The sequence below is a fragment of the Pseudomonas azerbaijanorientalis genome, from assembly GCF_019139795.1.
Classification (GTDB): domain Bacteria; phylum Pseudomonadota; class Gammaproteobacteria; order Pseudomonadales; family Pseudomonadaceae; genus Aquipseudomonas; species Aquipseudomonas laurylsulfatiphila.
This window is the reverse complement of record NZ_CP077078.1, coordinates 2,502,159-2,522,847: the sequence shown is the minus strand read 5'-3', so window position 1 is coordinate 2,522,847 and position 20,689 is coordinate 2,502,159. Positions and strand designations below refer to the sequence as shown.

Below are 20,689 nucleotides of genomic sequence, written 5' to 3'. Positions count from 1 at the left end.
GGGCTACACTTGCGCCATTGATGCGCCCTCGTAGCCCGACCGAACCAGGCGGATTTTCCATGAACATCCTCGTAGTCGAAGACGAACCCAAGGCCGGCAATTACCTGCTCAACGGCCTGCAGGAACTCGGATACACCGTGAACCTGGCGCGCGACGGCGTCGATGGCCTGCACCTGGCCCTGGAACACGACTTCGATGTAATCGTGCTGGACGTCATGATGCCGAAGATGGATGGCTGGGAAGTCCTGCGCCGCCTACGCAAGGAAGCCGACACACCGGTGCTGTTCCTCACCGCCCGGGATGACATCGCCGACCGCATCAAAGGCCTGGAACTGGGCGCCGACGATTACCTGATCAAACCCTTTTCCTTCGCCGAACTGGTGGCGCGCCTGCGTACCCTGACCCGCCGTGGCCCTACCCGGGAAGACGAACACCTGCATGTCGACGACCTGCAGATCGACGTGCTCAAGCGTCGCGTCAGCCGCGCCGGCAACCGCATCACCCTGACCAACAAGGAATTTGCCCTGCTGCACCTGTTCGCCACGCATCAGGGCGAAGTGCTGTCACGCTCGATGATCGCCTCGCGGGTCTGGGACATGAATTTCGACAGCGACACCAATGTCGTCGATGTCGCGGTGCGCCGCCTGCGCCTGAAAATCGACGATCCGTTCCAGCTCAAGCTGATCCACAGCGTGCGCGGCATCGGCTATCGCTTCGACACTCAACCTTGAATGCCCCCATGAATGCCATGACGCCGCTGCGATCCGCCTCTCGTCTGAGCCACTCCCTGACCCTGCGCCTGGCGCTGGTGTTTGCCCTGCTGGCGTTTGTCTCGCTGGCGCTGCTGGGCGTGGCGCTGTACCGCGACCTGGAGCGCGAGTTGATCCATCGCGACGACATTGCCCTGATCACCCGCATCGACCAGTTGCGCACCTTCCTCAACGACAGCAACACCCTGGACCTGATCAAGGCCAAACCCGCGCTGTTCCAGAACATGATGGGCAACCGCGAGGCCCTGCTGACCATCGGCACCCCGGGGCAACCGCCGTTGCTGGTGGTCAACCCGGGCAACCTGAAAATGCCGGTGCTGACCCCGGTGGCGATGGATCATCGACTGACCCTGGACGACGTGCAGCATTTGCCCAACGTCAACGGCGTGCCGTTTTCCGCCCTGGCGGCGACCATCGACTCCGGGGACCTGGGCAGCCTGCAAGTGGTGACCGGGCGCCTGATGACCGAACGCACCGCCGTGCTCGCCGATTACCGGCTCAACGTCTACCTGTTCGCCACCCTGGCCGCGATTCTGCTGGCGTTGTCCGGGTACGTGCTGGTGCATCGCGGCCTGCTGCCGGTGCGGCGCCTGGCCCGCCATACCCAGAGCATCGACGTCGGCAACCTCAACGAACGCCTCGACAGCCAGGGCGCACCGCTGGAGCTGCTGCCGATGATCGACGCCTTCAACGCCATGCTCGACCGCCTGGACAAAGGCTTTGTGCAATTGGGGCAGGTATCGACCGACATGGCCCACGAGCTGCGCACGCCGATCAACAACCTGCTCGGCGAAACCCAGGTGGCCTTGCAGCAGAACCGCAGCACCGACGCCTATCAGCAGTTGCTGGCCTCCAATGTCGAAGAACTTGAACGCCTGGCGCGCATGCTCGACAACATGCTGTTCCTGGCCCGCACCGATCCGCGCAGCGCCTTGCGCCAGCGTCAGGAACTGGATGCCGCCGACGAAATGCAACGCATGGCCGATTATTTCGAAGGCCCGGCGACCGACGTTGGCATCAGCATCAAAGCCCACGGCAGCGGCCTGATCTGGGCCGAGCCCATGTTGCTGCGTCGTGCCCTGGCCAACCTGTGCGCCAACGCCATCAAGTACGGCGCACCGCATTCCGAGCTGTGCATTCACGCCAACCCGACCGCCAATGGCATCCAGGTGCAAGTGCGCAACCACGGCCAGACCATCCCGGCGCAGCATCTGTCACGGCTGTTCGAGCGCTTCTACCGGGTCGATGAATCCCGCGAACGCTCGGCCCAATCCAATGGCCTGGGCCTGTCGATCGTGGCGACGATCATGCAACTGCACAACGGCGCCTGCCATGTCAGCAGTGCCGACGGCATCACCTGCTTCGAACTGTTTTTCCCGGCGCGGCAACAGCATGAGTAGCGCCCGGGCGAAAACCGGCCGGGCACTTTCGACAAAACATCGCTCAAGGGTGCGAGTCATGGCCTAACCTCATTGGCTAAGTGACTAACAACCCGTCGAGCTCGCCGATGTTCAATGTATGGAAGTCAATGATTTACGTCGCCTTCGCACTGCTGGCGGCGAGCCCGGGATGGCTGTCGGCGGCGCCCATGGCCGACACCCTTGCTCCCACCCCCACAGCCCCGGTCATCAGCATCTCCGACAGCGAATTGCTGGGGTTGCAAAACCAGCTGAACAGCCTCAAGCAGCAGGTTTCCCAGGCCAGCACCTACACCCAGCTGGAAAGCTCACAGGACATGGTGCTGGCGCTGATCCAGGATATTGAACGCCTTTCCACATCGCTGCTGCCAGGACAGGCGCAGTTGCAGGCGCAACTCAACGTGCTGGGGCCAGTGCCGCTCGACGAGAGCCCACAGGTGACATCTGGCATTACCACCCAACGAGACACCCTCGGCGAGCAAAAAGACAGGATCGACAACCAGCTCAAGACCCTGGCCGCGCTGAAAGTCAGTGCCGCCGAGCTGATCACCCAGATTGCCAGTATTCGCCGCAGCCTGCTGGAGGCGGAGGTGACCCAGCAGACCGCCAGCATCCTGAACCCGCGATTCTGGTCGCCATTGTTCAATCTTCCGCTCGATGACCGCCAACGTTTCAGCACCCTCGTCCAGCAACTCAAGGTCATGCACCAGGCGGCCTGGCAACCCGGTCAACGCGCAATCACCGCCTCCCTGCTGGTTCTGGCCCTGGTCATCTGGAGCCTGGGGCGAAAACTCGCCGGTCGGGGTCTGGCGTGGTTGTGCATTCATCGAATGCCCGAAGGCCGGTTACGGCGCAGCTCCCTTGCATTGGCCTCGGTACTGGCGACGGTGCTGAGCGCCGGCATCGCCCTGCAATTGCTGCACTTTGCCGCGACCCGGCAATTGCCCTACACCCCGTTGCTGGCCGACCTGGCGCAATACCTGGAAAAGCTGGCCTATACCTGCGTGATGATCACCGGGTTGAGCCGCGCGTTGCTGTCGACCAAACATCCTTCGTGGCGCCTGCCCGATATCGCCGACCCGGTGGCGCTGGCGATGGAGCCCTACCCCAGGCTGCTGGCAAGCCTGCTGCTAGTGCTGGTGACACTGGTGCAGATGAGCAACGTCACCGGCATGAGCGCCGAAGTGGTGTTGTTCGGCCGGGGAATCGTAGCGTTGGTCGTGGCACTGGTGATCGGCGCGCTGCTGTTGCGCGTCAGCAAGACCCGACGGGCGCTGATCGTTGCCGGTGAGACTCCCGAAGGCGTCACCACATCCGCCGGCCTGATTTATGTGTTTGCCGGCGTTGCCGTGGTGGTGTCCCTGTTCGCCCTGGTGATCGGCTACGTGACGATGGCCCGGTTCATCACCTATGAAATGGTGTGGATTTTCATCGTCTTCGCCGCGTTCTACCTGCTCACGCAGGTGTACCAGGACACCTGCGAATCGCTTTTTTCACCCAGGCAACCAACCGGCAAGGCGATCAAACAGCTGCTGGGCATCGGCAATCCACGCCTGGAGCAGATATGCACCGTGTTTTCCGGGGCGGGCCGCGCCATCCTGATGCTGGTCGGCGTCATTGCGTTGTTTGTCGGCGGCGTAGGTACGACATTCGGGCAACTGGTCACCAGCACCGCGGCCATTCTCGGTGGCGAAGGGCTGCGCAAGCTGAACATCGTCCCGGACAACTTGATGCGTGCCTTCCTGACACTGCTGATCGGTGTCTACCTGATTCGCACGCTACGCCGCTGGCTGGACGGCGAGTTCCTGCCGAAGACCGAGATGGACCCGGGCATGTGCGCCTCGCTGAGCACCCTGTTCGCCAACATCGGATACGCGTCGATCGTGCTGCTCACGCTGTCGTCGCTGGGGATCAAGTGGACCAACCTGGCCTGGATTGTCAGCGCCCTGTCAGTGGGCATCGGCTTCGGCCTGCAGGAGATCGTGAAGAATTTCATCTCCGGCCTGATCCTGCTGACCGAGCGCCCGGTGAAGGTCGGCGACCTGATCAGCATCAGTGGCGTCGAAGGCGACATACGACGGATCAACGTACGGGCCACGGAAATACAACTGGCCGACCGTTCGATCATGATCGTGCCCAACTCGCACCTGATTTCGCAGAACCTGCGCAACGTCACCCTCGGCGGCAGCGCCCAGGGCGTGGTGATACTCGAGCTGATGTTCCCGCTGGATATCGATCCGGAACTGGTGCAAAACCTGCTGATGGACAGCTACACCGAGCACGAATCCATCCTGGATAAACCGGCGCCGTTTTTGCGCTTCAGCCAACTGAAGCCGGAAGGCATCACCTTGACCATCACCGGCTACGTCGGCAGCCCGCGCACGGTCGGGGCGATCAAGAGCGAGCTGCTGTTTGAAATTCTCAAGCGGCTGGGTGCCGCCGGCATTGAACTGGCGAAACCGCCACCGGCAGCGAGTTGATCAAGGCCATGCGCGCCCAGGGCATCGCGATCGATGACGGGATGACCGCAGGAACGATGGACTCGCCGACGGCAAATCAGTAACGTAACCGGTGCTGCTTTCGACCCCACCAAAGCGAAAAGGGAGTTTGCATCGTGACCGAAGAGACAAAACCCAAAGGACCGGCTTCGTACTTCCCGTCAATCGAGAAGAAGTATGGGCAGCCGATCAGCCATTGGCTGGACCTGCTTAAAACCCTCAGCGACAAGAAACACATGGAACTGGTGGCCTGGCTCAAGACCGAACACGGCATGGGGCATGGCCACGCCAACGCGCTGGTTGCCTATCATTTGGCAACGGCCAAATAGCGCCGGACAACGCCATGCCCGCCCCCGAATCCACCCTCCTCGACAGCTGGCACCACAATGCCCGGGCCTGGATCGACGCCATCCGCACGGGCACCATCGAAAGCCGTCAGAAGGTCACCGACCAGGCCATCCTGCTGGCGGTGCTGGGGCGCCAGCCCGAACGGGTGCTCGACCTGGGTTGCGGCGAAGGCTGGCTGTTGCGTGCGCTGACGGACCGGGCCATCGAGGCGGTCGGTGTGGATGGCGATGCGACGCTGGTGGAGGCGGCGCGGGCGGCGGGCGCTGCACCGGTGCATCTGGCGAGCTATGAACAGCTGGCAGAGGCAGCCGTCGACATCGGCCGCGACTACAACCTGATCTGCGCCAACTTCGCCCTGCTGCATCAGGACATCATCCCCCTGCTCGGCGCCATGAACAGCCTGCTCGCCCTTGGCGGCGCGCTGGTGATCCAGACGCTGCACCCGTGGGCCGCTGCGGCGGGCGACTATCAGGATGGCTGGCGGCAAGAGACCTTTGCCGGATTCAAGGGCCAGTGGCAGCCCATGCCGTGGTACTTCCGTACCCTGTCCAGTTGGCTCAACGCGCTGGACATGGCCGGTTTCGTACTGGCCGGCTTGCAGGAACCGCAGCACCCGCAAAGCCCTGTGCCGCAGTCGTTGCTGCTGGTGGCCGAGCCGCGGCTGTAGGAGCGAAGAGGCCCGCACATTCGACATCAATGTTGCCTGACACTCCGCCTTCGCGAGCAAGCCCGCTCCCACAGGTTAAGGGGCTGTACGCAAAATCTGAGAACTAACCAGGTCACTGTGGGAGCGAGCCTGCTCGCGAAGGCGGCATGACAGACACCGGTGTAGTGACTGCCAGACCGCTATCGCGAGCAGGCTCGCTCCCACAGGTTCAGGGCTGTACGCAAAATCTGCGAACTACCCAGGTCACTGTGGGAGCGAGCCTGCTCGCGAAAGCGGACTGGCAGTCACTAAACCGGTGTCTGTTATGCCGCCTTCGCGAGCAAGCCCGCTCCCACAGGTTTCAGTGGTGCATCCAGCAAAGCGTCAGGCCCATTCTTTACGCAACTGACGCGCAGCGTTGACCATGTGCACCAGTGCCGCTTCGGTTTCCGGCCAGCCGCGGGTTTTCAGGCCGCAGTCCGGGTTGACCCACAGGCGTTCGGCGGGAATGCGCCTGGCGGCCTTGCGCAACAGGTTGGCCATTTCCGAGGAGTCCGGTACGCGTGGCGAGTGGATGTCGTACACGCCGGGGCCGATGTCGTTCGGGTAGGCGAAGGCTTCGAACGCGTCCAGCAACTCCATGTCCGAGCGCGAGGTTTCGATGGTGATCACGTCGGCATCCATGGCGGCGATGGACTCGATCACATCGTTGAACTCGCTGTAGCACATGTGGGTGTGGATCTGGGTTTCGTCCCGCACACCCGAGGCGCACAGGCGGAACACTTCGGTCGCCCAGTTCAGGTACTGCTGCCACTGCGCCTGGCGCAACGGCAAGCCTTCGCGGAACGCCGCTTCGTCGATCTGCACGATCCTGATCCCGGCGGCTTCCAGGTCCACCACTTCGTCGCGAATGGCCAGGGCCAGTTGACGGGCCTGCACTTCACGGGTCACGTCTTCGCGCGGGAACGACCACATCAGCATGGTCACGGGACCGGTCAGCATGCCCTTCATCACTTTGTCGGTGAGGCCTTGGGCGTAGCGGATCCACTCCACGGTCATGGCTTTGGGGCGGCTCAGGTCGCCGAAGATCACCGCCGGTTTCACGCAGCGCGAACCGTAGCTCTGCACCCAGCCAAAACGCGTGAAAGCATAGCCGTCGAGTTGCTCAGCGAAGTATTCGACCATGTCGTTGCGCTCGGCTTCACCGTGCACCAGCACGTCCAGGCCCAGGCACTCCTGCACTTGCACGGCGTGGCGAATCTCGCTGTGCATCGCTTCGGTGTATTCGGCCTCGGTCAGCTTGCCTTGCTTGAACGACTGGCGCGCCAGACGGATCGACGCGGTTTGCGGGAACGATCCAATGGTGGTGGTCGGGAACAGTGGCAGGTTCAGGCCGGCGCGTTGCCTGGCGATGCGCTGGGCAAACAGCGATTGACGCTGGCTGTCTTTGGCAGTGATCGCAGCCACACGCGCCTGAACAGCCGGCTTGTGGATGCGTGGCGATGCAGCCCGGGCAGCCTGAACGGCGCGGCTTTGGCTCAGCGCCTGGAGTACGTTCGGCGCCTCGGGCTCGTTGACCGCCTGAGCCAACAGAGCGACTTCTTCACACTTCTGCACGGCAAACGCCAGCCAGCTTTTCAGCTCGGCATCGAGCATGTCTTCGCGGCCCAGATCAACCGGGCTGTGCAGCAGCGAGCAGGACGGCGCGACCCACAGGCGATCACCCAGGCGTTCGTGAGCGTGCTGCAGGGTCGCCAGGGCGTTTTCCAAGTCGCAGCGCCAGACGTTACGACCGTTGACCACACCCAGCGACAGCACTTTATAGGCCGGCAGGCGGTCGAGAATGGTCGGGTACTGTTCAGGCGCACGCACCAGATCGATGTGCAGGCCATCCACCGGCAGGTTGGCGGCCAGGCCCAGGTTCTCTTCCAGGCCACCGAAGTAAGTGGCGACCAGCTTCTTCAGCGGGTCGCGCTGGATCAGGTTGTAGGCGCGTTCGAAGGCGTTTTTCCATTCTTGTGGAAGGTCGAGGACCAGGATCGGCTCGTCGATTTGCACCCACTCGACGCCCTGCGCCGCCAGGCGCTGGAAGATCTGGCCGTATAGCGGCAGCAGGCGCTCGAGCAATTCGAGCTTGTCGAACCCGGCGCCCTTGGCCTTGCCCAGCCACAGGTAGGTCAGCGGGCCGATGATGACGGGCTTGACGTTATGCCCCAGTGCGCGGGCTTCTTCGACTTCTTCGAACAGTTGATCCCAGCCAAGCTGGAACTGCTGGTCGGCGCTGAATTCCGGGACCAGGTAGTGATAGTTGGTGTCGAACCACTTGGTCATTTCCTGGGCGTGGGCGCCGCCGCAGCAGCTGTCGCTCACACCGCGCGCCATGCCGAACAGGGTCTGCAGGCTGGCCTTGCCATCGTGCGGGCGGAAACGCTCAGGGATCACACCGAACATCAACGAGTGGGTCAGGACCTGGTCGTACCAGGCGAAGTCGCCAACCGGCAGCAGTTCGATGCCGGCCTTTTTCTGCAAGTCCCAGTGGGTCTTGCGCAGGTCACGGCCAACGGCGCGCAGAGCGGCTTCATCGAGCTCGCCCTTCCAGAACGCCTCTTGGGCCTTTTTCAGTTCACGGTCGCGACCAATGCGCGGAAATCCAAGGGAATGGGCCACAGCCATGTCAAATAACTCCAATGCGTTCAATGGGGCCATTGTCGACAGTGCCAATGAGTGAGACAAACTCATTTTAATCGTGATGATCACAAGTTCTTCTCATGATCGGTAGCGCTGCGCAACCGGCGCTGGATGGACACCGGGTTCAACGCGCTCGTCCCCAGTGTGCGTAAGCCGGGCGTCGATGGCATCATCACCCGCTACGAAGTTTTCGATGTCCGCCCTCTCTGATCGACCAAGGAATAGTCGCGATGCGTATCAAAACACGGCTGGCCTGTGCAACGGTGCTCTACCCGCACGCCACAGCACAGACCACCGGGATCAATCCATGACGGCCATTTTCCGGCCGCGTCCGACCTTGATCTGTTTACTGCTGTTGCTGGTGCTGGTGTTCTGGCTGTGCCTGGCCCTCGGGCCGGTGAGCCTGCCGCTGGGCGATACCTTGCTGGCCGGGATGCGCCTGCTGGGGTTGCCGCTTGACGGGGGTGACACGCAGCAGGCGGAGCTGATCCTCGGTCAGATCCGCCTGCCGCGCAGCCTGCTCGGCATCGCCGTGGGCTCGGTTCTGGCGTTGTCCGGGGTGGCGATGCAGGGGTTGTTCCGCAACCCCTTGGCGGACCCGGGCCTGGTCGGCGTGTCCGGCGGTGCCGCGCTGGGTGCCGCCCTCGCCATCGTCGGCGGCAGCCTGCTGGGTGGCGTGCCACCGGTCATCGAGCCTTATCTGCTGTCGGTCAGCGCCTTCGCCGGTGGCTTGATCGTCACGGCGGTGGTGTATCGCTTCGGCCGCCGCAACGGGCAAACCGACGTTGCCACCCTGCTGTTGGCGGGTGTGGCGATGACGGCCATGGCCGGTGCCGGCGTGGGTCTGTTCACCTACCTGGCCGATGACGCGACCCTGCGCACCCTGACGTTCTGGAACCTGGGCAGCCTCAACGGCGCCAGCTATCCGCGCCTGTGGCCGTTGCTGATCGTCACCCTGGGCGTGGCGCTGTGGCTGCCACGTCGTGCGGCGGCACTCAATGCCATGCTGCTGGGCGAGTCGGAGGCACGCCACCTGGGCTTCGACATCGAGCGCATCAAGCTTGAGCTGGTGTTGTGCACGGCGCTCGGCGTCGGCGCGGCCGTCGCGGCGGCCGGCCTGATCGGCTTCATCGGCCTGGTGGTGCCGCACCTGATGCGCCTGCTGGTCGGCCCGGATCACCGGGTGTTGCTGCCCGCGTCGTTGCTGGCCGGTGCCAGCCTGCTGTTGCTGGCCGACCTGGCCGCACGCCTGCTGTTGGCGCCGGCCGAATTGCCGATCGGCATCGTGACCGCACTGATCGGCGCGCCGTTCTTTCTTTATCTGCTGGTACGAGGGCGTTCCTGATGCTGCGGGCAAACAACTTGCTGGTACGTCGTGGCAACCGCACGGTACTGGCGGACATCGATATCCAATTGCGCCCCGGTGAAGTGCTCGGCGTGCTGGGACCGAACGGCGCCGGCAAAAGCACCCTGCTCGGCGCCTTGTGCGGTGAACTGCCAACCAGCGAAGGCAGGGTCAGCCTCGACGAGCGTCCACTCGCCGACTGGCCGGGCCAGGAACGGGCCAGGCGCCTGGCCGTACTGCCGCAGAGTTCGAGCCTGAACTTTGCGTTCTCGGTCAATGAAGTCGTGGGCATGGGGCGCCTGCCTCACGCCAGCGGCCGCGTGCGCGATGGCGAAATCGTCGCCGAGGCGCTTTCAGCGGCCGATGCGCTTCATCTTGCCGGGCGCAGTTATCTGGCGCTGTCCGGCGGTGAACGCCAGCGCGTGCATCTGGCGCGGGTGCTCGCTCAACTCTGGCCGGGGGCCGAAGGGCAAACCCTGCTGCTCGATGAACCGACGTCGATGCTCGATCCGCTGCACCAGCACACCATTTTGCAAGCCGTGCGCGACTTCGCCGAGCGCGGTGCAGCGGTGCTGGTGATTCTGCACGACCTCAATCTGGCCGCACGCTACTGCGATCAACTGCTGTTGTTGCAACAGGGTCTGCCCCACGCCTACGGTCCACCGGCACAGGTGCTGACCGCCGAGGCGCTGGCGACGGTATATGGCCTGGAGGTGCTGATTCACCAACACCCGGAACGCGGCCACCCATTGATCATCGCGCGCTGATACCGTCCCCGTCCTTCGTTGATCGAGGGGGCTGCTGTCTATTCAAGGAGAACCGATGCGCTTTCTGTTGCTGTGTGCGTTCAGCCTGTTGGCTGCCTGCCAAACCCATTCTGTAACGCCGCCCCCGGCGCCGATTGCCCCGCAAGGGCGCGATCACGCCGATCTTGGCGTCATCCGCGAACTGGCCAGCGGTCGCACGCTGACCCCGCAGGAACTGGTCGAACGCCTGGCCGTTGCGCCGCGGGTTCTGGTCGGTGAACAGCACGACAACCCGGACCACCACGCCCTGCAACTGTGGTTGCTGCGCGAGCTGGCGGCACAGCGTGCCCAGGGCAGTCTGCTGATGGAGATGCTCAATCCCGATCAACAGTCCAAAGTCGATGCCGCGCAAGCCGCGACCCGCGCCGGCGAGCCGCCGGCCGATGCGTTCAAGGCGCTGGCCTGGCAGGCCAATTGGGACTGGAGCGTCTATGGTGCCCTCGTCACCTACGCGCTGCGTCAACCCTATCCGCTGCTGGCGGCAAATCTGGATCGCGCGCAGATCATGCAGATCTACCGACAGCGCCCTGAGTTGAATGGCGAAGCATCCACCACCCGACAGGTGCAGGCGACCTTGCTGGACGACATCCGCCAATCCCATTGCGGTCTGCTGCCCGAATCACAGATGCCGGCCATGCTCGCCGTGCAGCAACAACGCGACCGGCGCATGGCCGAGCACCTGATGGCCGCGCCGACGCCGGCGTTGCTGCTGGCCGGGGCCTTTCACGTGCGCAAGGATCTCGGGGTGCCGCTGCACTTGAAAGACCTCGGTGCCGGTGAAGGCAACGCCGTGCTGATCCTCGCCGAAGCGGGCAAGACCGTGACGGCCGAGAGCGCGGATTACGTGTGGTACACGGCCGCACAGCCGGAACAGGATCATTGCGCGAAGCTGCGTCGTTAATTGTGGTGAGGGGGCTTGCCTTCAACCTCCGGCGCGACACTATGTCACGCCTCTGCGCCGGCCCAATGGTCGTATCCACCCCGCCGCTACCGGCACAGTTTGTTAAGATCCCCACGTTTTTTTCGTCTGTACAGTCACCACGCTGTCAGTTTCAGCCTGTTCAACAGGATGCTTTTTTCCATGAGTACTTTGTATACCCGCCGAACTGTCCTGCAAGGCATGGGCCTGTTGAGCCTGGGCCTGCTCGCCGGTTGCGACGACAGCAGCAAGCTGTCGTTCAAGTACGGCAAAGACCTCAGCGACAAGATCATGGGGCGTAACTTCAAGCTCACGAACGCCGAAGGCGAAACCAGGATGCTGGGCAGCTATCGCGGCCTGATGCCGATGGTGTTCTTCGGTTTCACCCAGTGCCCGGCCGTGTGCCCCACCACGCTGGCCCGTGCCGCCCAGGCCAAAAAGCTGATGGGCCGCGATGGCGAAAGGTTGCAGGTGATCTTCATCACCCTGGACCCGGAGCGCGACACGCCAGAACTGCTCGACAAATACGTCAAGGCCTTCGACCCGAGTTTCGAAGCGCTGTACGGCACCCTGGAACAAACCGCCGCCACCGCCAAGGAATTCGGCGTGTTCTTTGAAAAAGTCCCGAGCGGCGATACCTATACCCTCTCCCATACCGCGACCAGTTATGTCTTCGACTCCCGGGGCAATCTGCGCCTGGGGCTGTCCGCGTCCCTGACGGCCAAAGAGTGTGCAGAGGACCTGCTCACCGTGATGGAGGTTTGCTGATATGAATGCCCCGCAGGCTAAGAACCGTTTCGCGCAACGCTGCAAGCAACTGGCACTGGGCTTGTCCCTGGTCGGCCTGGCCTTTCAGGTGTCGGCACAAACCCGGGTCGATGACGCCTGGGTCCGCGCCACCGTAGCCGGCCAGCCATCGAGCGGCGCCTTCATGACCGTCACCGCGAGCAGCGACAGCAAACTGTTGAGCGTGCAAACGCCAGTGGCAGCTCTGGTGCAGATTCATGCAATGAGCATGAAAGACGACGTGATGAAAATGCAGCAGGTGGACGCCGTGGCACTGCCGGCCGGTAAAGCGGTGAGCCTGGACCCCAATGGCTACCACATCATGCTCATGAACCTGACGGGCCAGATCAAGGAAGGCGACAAGGTGCCGCTGACCCTGACCGTCGAAGACGCCAAGGGCGAGAAAGAGTCGATCCAGGTTGAAGCCGTCGCCAAGGCGATTGGTACCATGGATCACGGCAACATGGCGCATGATCACAGCAAGATGAATTGATTTTCCCGTAGCGCCGCAACGTCAAAAAGATCGCACATTGCAGTTCAGGTAAAACACAGTACCTGTGGGAGCGAGCTTGCTCGCGATTTACGGCGGGTCAGTCAACATTGATGTTGAATGGTACGCCGCCATCGCGAGCAAGCTCGCTCCCACAGGAGTTGCCCAAAAAACATCCCGTGGAAATCCACCGTCACCGACAATTTCAATGCCCTCGGCTCACCCTGGGTCAGGTCATTGTTGGCGGCGAGCTTTTCACGTCAACTCAAACGAGCTTGAGCACGACGTTGATGTTGTTGCGCGTGGCTTTCGAGTACGGGCAGTACTGGTGCCCGGTGTCGACGATTTTCTGTGCGGTCTCACGGTCCAGCCCCGGCAGGCTGACATTGAGCCGCGCCTGGAGCAGGTAGCCGCCTTCATTAGTGCCCAGGTCGACTTCCGCATCGACAGCCACATCCTTGGGCAACGCCACTTTCAATTCCCTGGCTGCCACTTGCATGGCGCCGATAAAGCAGGCTGACCACCCGGCAGCGAACAATTGCTCGGGGTTAGTACCGCCACCGCCCGCACCTGGCGAAGAAAGCTTCACATCGAGGATGCCGTCGGAACTGCGGGAGGCGCCGTCACGCCCGCCGGTGGTGTGGGTCTTGGCGGTGTACAACACTTTATCGATCTGGTTCATGTTGACCTCCTGATTGAGTTGTAGAAAACCGGTTTAACACCCCATTCGATCGCCGGGATGGTCAATCAATATAGACGTCACCGGCCCGCCCTGCAGTCGATCCGACCGGCGCCCGCTTCTTCATTATTTGCGCGCCAACTTGTACCTGACGCAGTCCTCATAAAAGCTTTGCCGCACGGCAGTCGGCTTCAATCGCGACGAACTGTCATAAGTTTGCTCTGTAATACCAAGTGCCATCATGCGCATCCATGTTTTGGAGAACTTGTAGGCCTGGATTTTCTGCCGCGCGGCGTACAGAGAAACCCCTGAAAGCTTTAGTTCCTGTGCCCTTGCAGCAGTGCCCGCGCCCCAACTGCACATGTATTGATCCTGGGTGGCCAGTTCTTTGGCTTGCGTCGAATTGCTGATACCCGCAACAACTAGCGGAATTAACGCGATCCATATCTTGCGCATCTTGACCTATCTAACTAGTTGAAAATGAAGTAATTTTGCGGGGGATTTTTAAACTTGGGGGCCAGCATCGTGCCTTTTTTGCAAATGAGTGCAAAAAACGAGATGGCTAAGGCCATTTCTTGCGAGTTTTCAATCCTTTGCTATAGCTAAGACTCTCAATCGCCAACTAAGTGAGGCAACGGAATGTCAGTCGCAAAAAAAATGAGTGTGGGGCAACTGACAATGTTGACCGCAGTCAACATGTTGGGCTCAGGCATTGTGCTACTACCGACGAAACTAGCGGAAGTCGGTGCAATTTCGATTCTTTCCTGGCTGGTGACGGCCACCGGCTCCCTGGCTCTGGCCTACGCCTTTGCGCGATGCGGGATGCTCAGCCGCAAGACCGGCGGCATGGGCGGCTATGCCGAATACACGTTCGGTAAAGCCGGTAACTACATCACCAACTACACCTACGGCCTCTCACTGTTGATTGCCAACGTGGCGATCAGTATTACCGCGGTCGGCTATATACAGACGCTGTTCGGAATAAAACTTGATTCACTGCAAGTCGGTCTCGCGACCATTGCCTTGTTGTGGATCACCACCTTCGCCAACTTTGGCGGCGCGAGCATTACCGGCCGGATCGGCGCGATCACCGTCTGGGGGGTGATTGCACCGGTGGTGCTGGTGTCCACGGTGGGCTGGTTCTATTTCGACAGCAGCGTCTACGCCGCTGGCTGGAACCCTCATGACAAAGGCTGGTTCGAAGCGGCCGGTGCCTCGGTGGCGATCACCCTGTGGGCCTTCCTTGGCCTGGAATCGGCTTGCGCCAACACCGACGCGGTGGAAAACCCTGAGCGCAACGTACCGATTGCCGTGCTGGGCGGCACCCTGGGTGCGGCGGTGATCTACATCGTCTCCACCAACGTCATCTTCGGCATCGTCGGCAACGAAGAACTGGTCGCGTCCACCGCGCCGTTCGGCCTGGTGTTCGCCAAGATGTTCACCCCGATGATCGGTGACATCGTGATGGCGGCCATGGTGCTTGCCTGCATCGGCTCTTTGCTGGGTTGGCAGTTCACCATCGCTCAGGTGTACAAAAGCTCGGCAGACACCGGTTACTTCCTGTCGATCTTCGCCAAGGCCAACAAGGCGGGCACCCCGATTGTCGGCATGCTGGTGCTGCTCGCCGCACAGACCGCACTGGCCCTGCTCACCATCAGTCCCGACCTTAGCAAGCAGTTCGACACCCTGGTCAACCTCGCCGTAGTGACCAACCTGGTGCCGTACATCCTGTCCATGGCCGCGCTGATGACCATGCAGAAAGTCTCCAACGTGCCGGAAGGCAAGGCCCTGGCCACCAACGTCATTGCGCTGATCGCGGCGGCCTACAGCTACCTGGCGCTGTACAGTTCCGGTGAGCAGGCCCTGATGCTCGGTGGCGTCGCCACGATCTTCGGCTACACCCTGTTCGGCTTCGTCAACAACCGCCTGATTCGCCTCGAAGCACTCAACAACAGCGTACCGACGCAAACCGTCAGCGCGCAGCACCTCACTGCCGAGCCAGTGCCGGTGAACAATCTGAATAAAGCCACTCTGGAGATTCAAGCATGACGGACTATAAACACTCGCTGGGCATGCTGGCGCTACTGGTCAGCAGCCCACCGGACAAACGAACGGTGTTTGGCCGCGCCCTGGATCATCTGGTCAACGATGTAGAGGGACGTGGCGTCAGTGTTCTGGCTTCGGAAAGCCTCTCGGACGCCGCATCGATCCTGCGGTCGGACCCTGCCGTTCAGTGCGTGCTCATCCGCTGGGAAATGGACACCAGCGAAGGCCACGCCGACTGCATCAAACTGCTGGTCAAACTGCGCGAGCGCAACACCCGGGTGCCGGTGTTCCTGATCAGTGACCGTACCACCGCGTCGAGCATTCCGTTGCTGGTCATGCAACACGCCGACGACTTCATCTGGCTGCCTGAAGACACCACCGGTTTCCTCAGCGGGCGCATCCTGGCCGCCATCGAACGCTATCGTCAGGCGGCCTTGCCGCCGATGTTCGGCGCGCTGGTGAAGTTTGCCCGCACCTATGAATACTCCTGGCACACCCCAGGCCATGCCGGCGGCACCGCGTTTCTCAAGAGCACTGCCGGGCGCGCCTTCTACGAGTTCTTCGGTGAAAACCTGCTGCGTTCCGACCTGTCGATCTCGGTCGGCGAACTGGGCTCCCTGCTCGATCACAGCGGCCCCATCGGCCAGGGCGAACGTTATGCCGCCAAGGTCTTCGGCGCACACCGCACGTACTACGTGACCAACGGTTCGTCGATGTCCAACCGCGTCATTCTCATGGCCAGCGTCACGCGCAACCAGATCGCCCTGTGCGACCGCAATTGCCACAAGTCCGCCGAGCATGCGATGACCCTGTCCGGGGCGATTCCGACCTACCTGGTGCCGACCCGCAACCGCTACGGCATCATCGGCCCGATCCTGCCGCAGACCCTGAGCGCCGAAGGCGTGAAAGCCGCCATCGCCAACAATCCGCTGGTCAAGAAAGGCATCGACCCGACGCCGGTGCACGCGATTGTCACCAACTCGACCTACGACGGCCTGACCTACAACGTCACCCGCGTCGAAGAGTTGCTGGGCGAAAGCGTCGACCGCCTGCACTTCGACGAAGCCTGGTACGGTTATGCGCGCTTCAACCCGCTGTACAGCGGACGCCATGCCATGCACGGCAATCCGGCCGATCACGACAAGTCCAAGCCGACCGTGTTCGCCACCCAGTCGACCCACAAGTTGCTGGCCGCCCTGTCCCAGGCCTCGATGATCCACGTGCGCGACGGCCGTAACCCGATTGAACATGCGCGCTTCAACGAGTCATACATGATGCACGCCTCGACCTCGCCGAACTACGCGATCATGGCGTCCTGCGACGTCAGCTCGGCGATGATGGAAGCGCCGAGCGGGCAGATCCTCACCAGCGAGTCGATCGAAGAAGCCATCAGCTTCCGCCAGGTTCTCTCGCGCATGCACAACGAGATGCTGAGCAAGGACGACTGGTTCTTCACCTGCTGGCAGCCGCCGACCGTACAGGTGGGCGCCGCGACCGTGCCCTTCCATGAGGTCGATCCGGCTACGCTCAAAACCGACCCGAACTGCTGGGTCCTGCACCCGAATGCGGTATGGCACGGTTTCGGTGACATCGAAGACGGCTACTGCATGCTCGACCCGATCAAGGTGTCGGTACTTGCCCCGGGCATGGGCGACGACGGCAACCTGCTCGCCTCCGGTATCCCGGCCTGTGTGATCACGGCGTACCTGGGCCGCCAGGGTATCGTGGTCGAGAAAACCACCGATTTCACCATCCTGTTCCTGTTCTCCATCGGTATCACCAAAGGCAAGTGGGGCACGCTGCTCAACGCCCTGCTCGACTTCAAGCGCGACTACGACGATAACGCCGAACTGGAGCTGTGCCTGCCCGACCTGTACAACGCCAACCAGCGACGCTATGCCGGCATGGGCCTCAAGGATCTGGCCGACGAAATCTTCGCCGCCATGAAGAAACACAAGACCACCGCCAACATGTCCCAGGCCTTCGGCACCTTGCCAAAAGCCGAATTCAGCCCGGTGGAGGCTTACGAGAAACTGGTGCGCAACGACATCGAACTGGTCACCCTCGAGCAGGCCGCCGGACGCCTCGCCGCCACCGGTATCGTGCCGTACCCGCCAGGCATCCCGTTGCTCATGCCAGGTGAGAACGCAGGCCCCGCGGACGGTCCGCTGCTGGCGTATCTTAAGGCACTGGAAGCCTTCGACAAATCCTTCCCAGGCTTCACCCATGACACCCATGGGATCGAAGTCGAAGACGGCGTTTATCGGATGCTGGTACTGAAGTAAGTCCAGCAGGCTCACCGCAACCCCCTGTGGGAGCGGGCTTGCTCGCGAAGGCGTAGTGTCAGTCGACGCAATTGTCGAATGACAGGACGCTTTCGCGAGCAAGCCCGCTCCCACATTTTTTTAGATCGTCTTCACGCCAAAATCCCTATGGGCAAACTCAATCACCGCGCTCTATGATTGATCCCCATGACCACCACCGCTCCAATTCGCTCACCCTGCCCGCCCGGCGCCTGCGACTGCGGGCGTGACCCGCTGCTGGAAACACCGGGGGCCGACCTGCGCATCCTGTTTCTGACCCGCAACGAAGAAAAACGCCTGATCGAACGCCTGGAAAATCTGCAGAGCCTGAGCGATCTGGAGCACCTGCAACGGCGTATGCTCGAACAGTTGGGCATCCGCGTGGACATCGCCCCCGGGTTCAATGAGGTGCGCACCATGCGCGGCATCGGCATCCAGATCGGCGAACTGCCGGGGCTGTGCCGCAAGACCCGCGCCAACATCCCGGCCGCCATTCGCCGAGCCATGGAAAAGCGCCCGGAGATTGCCTACGAGCTGCTCAATGCCAACGACCTGTTGCGTGACGCCTGATGAAGCCCATTCTCGAATTCCCCCTCACCGACGAGATTCTCACCTCGTTCGCCCTGGCCATCGGCGCCGACTTGCAGGGCTACCGCAACCACATTTACCGGGTGCTGAATTTCCATGCGGCCCTCAGCGGTACCGAAGGCTTGCCCTCGGATGCCGTACAGATCGCAGCGGCGTTTCATGACCTGGGTATCTGGACCGATGACACCCTTGACTACCTGCCGCCCTCCATTGCACTGGCCACTGAATATCTCGACAGCCGACAACGCCCGCAACTCAAAGATGAAGTCAGTGCGTTGATACTCGAGCACCACAAGCTGCGCCGGTATCGCGGCGCCTGTGCCGACAGCGTCGAACCCTTCCGCCGGGCCGATCTGGTGGATGTGTCCCTGGGCCTGGTCCGCTTCGGCCTGCCCCGACGCTTCATCAAAACCGTGCAATCGACCTTTCCCGATCACGGTTTTCACTCGATGCTGATGAAGCTTTCAGCCCGCCAATTGCTCCGCTCGCCGCTGCGGCCGCTGCCCATGTTTCGCTGGTGAAACAGGCGTCTGTCAGCCAAGCGCTTTTGCGAACGGTCATTTCTGGCAAACGCCCTGAAGCACTCACTTTCTGACTATCCACTACTGGATATTTTGTAATTCAAACCTACGCTCTTGGCGGGGGAATACTAATTTCAATGACGGTTGGGGGCTCGTCTCGAAGTACTCACGCAAGTACGCAGGAGCTCTAAATGAACCGGACAACCTTATCCTCGATGTTTGCGGTACCGCTGTTGCTGTCTGCAATGGCGATTCCCGGCCTGACCCTGGCCGCCGACAAAGCCCCCAACATCCTGGTAATCATGGGCGACGATATCGGCTGGTCGAATATCGGCGTCTACAACCAGGGCATGATGGCTGGCAGAACACCCAACCTCGACCAGCTCGCCGCTGAAGGCATGCGCTTCACCGACTATTACGCCGAGGCCAGTTGCACGGCCGGGCGCGCCAATTTCATCACCGGCGAACTGCCGATTCGCACCGGCATGACCACCGTCGGCCAGGCCGGTTCGCCCGTGGGTATTCCCGCCGAAGCCGTCACCATCGCGACCGCGCTCAAGGCCATGGGGTATGCCACCGGCCAGTTCGGCAAGAATCACTTGGGCGACCTGAACGAGTTCCTGCCCACCGTGCACGGCTTCGACGAATTCTTCGGCTACCTCTACCACCTCGACGCCATGGAAGACCCGGCGCACCCCAACTATCCGCAAGAACTGCTCGCCACCGTTGGCCCGCGCAACATGGTCCACAGCTGGGCCACCACCACCGATGACACGACCGTGATGCCGCGCTGGGGCAAGGTCGGCAAGCAGAAAATCGAAGATGCCGGCACGCTCTATCCGGAGCGGATGAAAACCGTCGACGACGAAATTCGCGACAAGGCCTTCTCGTTCATCGACAAGGCCAAGCAGGACAACAAACCGTTCTTTGTCTGGCTCAACCCGACCCGCATGCACATCGTCACCCACCTGTCCGACAAGTACGAAGCCATGCGCAACTCGCAGAATGGCTGGTCGGAACAGGAAGCCGGCATGGCGCAGCTCGATGACATCGTTGGCGACGTGCTGGCGAAGCTGAAAAAAGACGGCATGGACGACAACACCATCGTCATTTTCACCACCGACAATGGTGCGGAAAACTTCACCTGGCCGGACGGCGGCACCACTCCGTTCGCCATGGGCAAAGGCACGGTCATGGAAGGCGGCTTCCGGGTGCCGGCAATCATTCGCTGGCCGGGCAAGGTACCGGCCAACCAGGTCGCCAACGGCATCATGTCCGGCCTGGACTGGTTCCCGACCCTGGTCGCAGCGGCGGGTAACCCGAACATCTCGGCGGAACTGCTCAAGGGCAAACAATTGGGTGATACCACCTACAAAGTTCACCTGGACGGCTATGATCAAACACCAATGATCACCGGCAAAGGCCCGTCGAACCGACATGAAATCTTCTACTTTGGAGAGAGTGCCCTGGGTGCAGTGCGCATAGACGACTACAAATATCGCTTCATTGACCAACCGGGTGGATGGATGGGGGCTAAAGTTGCTGTGGACGTGCCGATCCTGACCAACCTTCGACTCGACCCGTTCGAGCGCATGGGTTGGCCGGAAAATCAGGCCGCGCAGGGCTCGCAACAATACTTCGACTGGTTCAAGTACCAGTTCTGGCGCTTCGTATTCGTGCAGCAACAAGTCGCCAAACTGGCTGAAACAGCGATCGAGTTCCCGCCGATGCAAAAAGGTGCGAGCTTCAACCTTGACTCGGTGAAAGCCAAGATCGCAGCAGCGCGGGCCGAGATGGCCAAGTAAACAGCCGAATCCACGGGTGGCCGATACCGTCCA

Annotated in this window: 18 protein-coding genes; 15 read left to right on the top strand and 3 right to left on the bottom strand. The window is 61.7% G+C overall.

From position 1 onward, the window contains the following. The first annotated feature begins 59 nt into the window (after positions 1-59). From KSS91_RS11175 to KSS91_RS11155, 5 genes are all read left to right on the top strand, one after another. Complete coding sequence (locus KSS91_RS11175; protein ID WP_007979096.1) at positions 60-731, top strand: heavy metal response regulator transcription factor; 672 nt, start codon at positions 60-62, stop codon at positions 729-731. An 8-nt stretch (positions 732-739) separates the two neighbouring features. Beyond that, entirely contained in the window at positions 740-2,170 is a 1,431-nt protein-coding gene (locus KSS91_RS11170) for a heavy metal sensor histidine kinase (RefSeq protein ID WP_217837946.1), read from the top strand. Positions 2,171-2,277: 107 nt separating this feature from the next. Then, a complete protein-coding gene (locus tag KSS91_RS11165) occupies positions 2,278-4,668 on the top strand; it encodes a DUF3772 domain-containing protein (RefSeq protein ID WP_217837945.1) in 2,391 nt (796 codons plus the stop codon). 134 nt (positions 4,669-4,802) lie between these two features. Then, the gene (locus tag KSS91_RS11160) at positions 4,803-5,015 is read left to right on the top strand and encodes a DUF4287 domain-containing protein (protein WP_217837944.1); all 213 of its coding nucleotides are present in this window, start codon (positions 4,803-4,805) and stop codon (positions 5,013-5,015) included. A gap of 14 nt (positions 5,016-5,029) precedes the next feature. Next, a complete protein-coding gene (locus KSS91_RS11155; protein ID WP_217837943.1) occupies positions 5,030-5,701 on the top strand; it encodes a class I SAM-dependent methyltransferase in 672 nt (223 codons plus the stop codon). A gap of 363 nt (positions 5,702-6,064) precedes the next feature. On the opposite strand, the gene metE is transcribed toward KSS91_RS11155, so the two are convergent. Then, complete coding sequence (gene metE / locus KSS91_RS11150; RefSeq protein ID WP_217837942.1) at positions 6,065-8,353, bottom strand: 5-methyltetrahydropteroyltriglutamate--homocysteine S-methyltransferase; 2,289 nt, start codon at positions 8,351-8,353, stop codon at positions 6,065-6,067. A 376-nt stretch (positions 8,354-8,729) separates the two neighbouring features. On the opposite strand from metE, the gene KSS91_RS11145 reads away from it, so the two are divergent. The 5 genes from KSS91_RS11145 to KSS91_RS11125 all read left to right on the top strand — a co-directional run bounded on the left by KSS91_RS11145 (position 8,730) and on the right by KSS91_RS11125 (position 12,717). Beyond that, positions 8,730-9,713, top strand: coding sequence for a FecCD family ABC transporter permease (locus KSS91_RS11145; protein ID WP_217838386.1), 984 nt, complete (start codon positions 8,730-8,732; stop codon positions 9,711-9,713). After that, positions 9,713-10,480: a heme ABC transporter ATP-binding protein gene (locus KSS91_RS11140; protein ID WP_217837941.1), complete on the top strand. Its 768-nt coding sequence runs from the start codon at positions 9,713-9,715 to the stop codon at positions 10,478-10,480. The genes KSS91_RS11145 and KSS91_RS11140 overlap by 1 nt, the downstream gene beginning before the upstream one ends. A 55-nt stretch (positions 10,481-10,535) precedes the next feature. Further along, complete coding sequence (locus KSS91_RS11135; RefSeq protein ID WP_217837940.1) at positions 10,536-11,420, top strand: ChaN family lipoprotein; 885 nt, start codon at positions 10,536-10,538, stop codon at positions 11,418-11,420. A 180-nt stretch (positions 11,421-11,600) separates the two neighbouring features. Then, positions 11,601-12,206, top strand: a complete 606-nt coding sequence (locus tag KSS91_RS11130) for an SCO family protein (RefSeq protein WP_015094590.1) — start codon at positions 11,601-11,603, stop codon at positions 12,204-12,206. Between the two features lies 1 nt (position 12,207). Beyond that, on the top strand, positions 12,208-12,717 hold the full coding sequence (locus KSS91_RS11125; protein WP_007978088.1) for a copper chaperone PCu(A)C: 510 nt from the start codon (positions 12,208-12,210) through the stop codon (positions 12,715-12,717). Positions 12,718-12,979: 262 nt separating this feature from the next. Here KSS91_RS11125 and KSS91_RS11120 read toward each other — a convergent pair whose 3' ends face one another. Both KSS91_RS11120 and KSS91_RS11115 read right to left on the bottom strand, forming a co-directional pair. Further along, the gene (locus KSS91_RS11120; protein WP_217837939.1) at positions 12,980-13,396 is read right to left on the bottom strand and encodes an organic hydroperoxide resistance protein; all 417 of its coding nucleotides are present in this window, start codon (positions 13,394-13,396) and stop codon (positions 12,980-12,982) included. Between the two features lie 123 nt (positions 13,397-13,519). Further along, positions 13,520-13,849 carry a hypothetical protein gene (locus KSS91_RS11115; protein WP_015094587.1) on the bottom strand — a complete coding sequence of 110 codons (330 nt, stop codon included), beginning with the start codon at positions 13,847-13,849 and terminating at the stop codon, positions 13,520-13,522. A 183-nt stretch (positions 13,850-14,032) separates the two neighbouring features. Between KSS91_RS11115 and potE the strand changes: the two genes are divergently transcribed. From potE to KSS91_RS11090, 5 genes are all read left to right on the top strand, one after another. Next, positions 14,033-15,442 carry a putrescine-ornithine antiporter gene (gene potE, locus KSS91_RS11110; protein ID WP_217837938.1) on the top strand — a complete coding sequence of 470 codons (1,410 nt, stop codon included), beginning with the start codon at positions 14,033-14,035 and terminating at the stop codon, positions 15,440-15,442. Continuing rightward, on the top strand, positions 15,439-17,724 hold the full coding sequence (locus tag KSS91_RS11105; protein ID WP_217837937.1) for an Orn/Lys/Arg family decarboxylase: 2,286 nt from the start codon (positions 15,439-15,441) through the stop codon (positions 17,722-17,724). Before potE ends, KSS91_RS11105 begins: the two co-directional genes overlap by 4 nt. A 186-nt stretch (positions 17,725-17,910) precedes the next feature. Continuing rightward, positions 17,911-18,312, top strand: coding sequence for a hypothetical protein (locus KSS91_RS11100; protein WP_015094584.1), 402 nt, complete (start codon positions 17,911-17,913; stop codon positions 18,310-18,312). After that, the gene (locus tag KSS91_RS11095) at positions 18,312-18,851 is read left to right on the top strand and encodes an HD domain-containing protein (protein ID WP_015094583.1); all 540 of its coding nucleotides are present in this window, start codon (positions 18,312-18,314) and stop codon (positions 18,849-18,851) included. Before KSS91_RS11100 ends, KSS91_RS11095 begins: the two co-directional genes overlap by 1 nt. Before the next feature lie 191 nt (positions 18,852-19,042). Beyond that, positions 19,043-20,656, top strand: a complete 1,614-nt coding sequence (locus tag KSS91_RS11090; protein WP_217837936.1) for an arylsulfatase — start codon at positions 19,043-19,045, stop codon at positions 20,654-20,656. The last annotated feature ends 33 nt before the right edge of the window (positions 20,657-20,689 follow it).

Excerpts from the sequence above, each read along its gene's own strand:
- KSS91_RS11140 (WP_217837941.1), top strand. The coding sequence starts at position 9,713 with ATGCTGCGGGCAAACAACTTGCTGGTACGTCGTGGCAACCGCACGGTA.
- KSS91_RS11100 (WP_015094584.1), top strand. The coding sequence starts at position 17,911 with ATGACCACCACCGCTCCAATTCGCTCACCCTGCCCGCCCGGCGCCTGC.
- KSS91_RS11135 (WP_217837940.1), top strand. The coding sequence starts at position 10,536 with ATGCGCTTTCTGTTGCTGTGTGCGTTCAGCCTGTTGGCTGCCTGCCAA.
- KSS91_RS11170 (WP_217837946.1), top strand. The coding sequence starts at position 740 with ATGAATGCCATGACGCCGCTGCGATCCGCCTCTCGTCTGAGCCACTCC.
- KSS91_RS11165 (WP_217837945.1), top strand. The coding sequence starts at position 2,278 with ATGTTCAATGTATGGAAGTCAATGATTTACGTCGCCTTCGCACTGCTG.
- KSS91_RS11105 (WP_217837937.1), top strand. The coding sequence starts at position 15,439 with ATGACGGACTATAAACACTCGCTGGGCATGCTGGCGCTACTGGTCAGC.
- KSS91_RS11090 (WP_217837936.1), top strand. The coding sequence starts at position 19,043 with ATGAACCGGACAACCTTATCCTCGATGTTTGCGGTACCGCTGTTGCTG.
- potE (WP_217837938.1), top strand. The coding sequence starts at position 14,033 with ATGTCAGTCGCAAAAAAAATGAGTGTGGGGCAACTGACAATGTTGACC.
- KSS91_RS11115 (WP_015094587.1), bottom strand. The coding sequence starts at position 13,849 with ATGCGCAAGATATGGATCGCGTTAATTCCGCTAGTTGTTGCGGGTATC.
- KSS91_RS11175 (WP_007979096.1), top strand. The coding sequence starts at position 60 with ATGAACATCCTCGTAGTCGAAGACGAACCCAAGGCCGGCAATTACCTG.
- KSS91_RS11155 (WP_217837943.1), top strand. The coding sequence starts at position 5,030 with ATGCCCGCCCCCGAATCCACCCTCCTCGACAGCTGGCACCACAATGCC.
- KSS91_RS11095 (WP_015094583.1), top strand. The coding sequence starts at position 18,312 with ATGAAGCCCATTCTCGAATTCCCCCTCACCGACGAGATTCTCACCTCG.
- KSS91_RS11120 (WP_217837939.1), bottom strand. The coding sequence starts at position 13,396 with ATGAACCAGATCGATAAAGTGTTGTACACCGCCAAGACCCACACCACC.
- KSS91_RS11130 (WP_015094590.1), top strand. The coding sequence starts at position 11,601 with ATGAGTACTTTGTATACCCGCCGAACTGTCCTGCAAGGCATGGGCCTG.
- KSS91_RS11125 (WP_007978088.1), top strand. The coding sequence starts at position 12,208 with ATGAATGCCCCGCAGGCTAAGAACCGTTTCGCGCAACGCTGCAAGCAA.
- metE (WP_217837942.1), bottom strand. The coding sequence starts at position 8,353 with ATGGCTGTGGCCCATTCCCTTGGATTTCCGCGCATTGGTCGCGACCGT.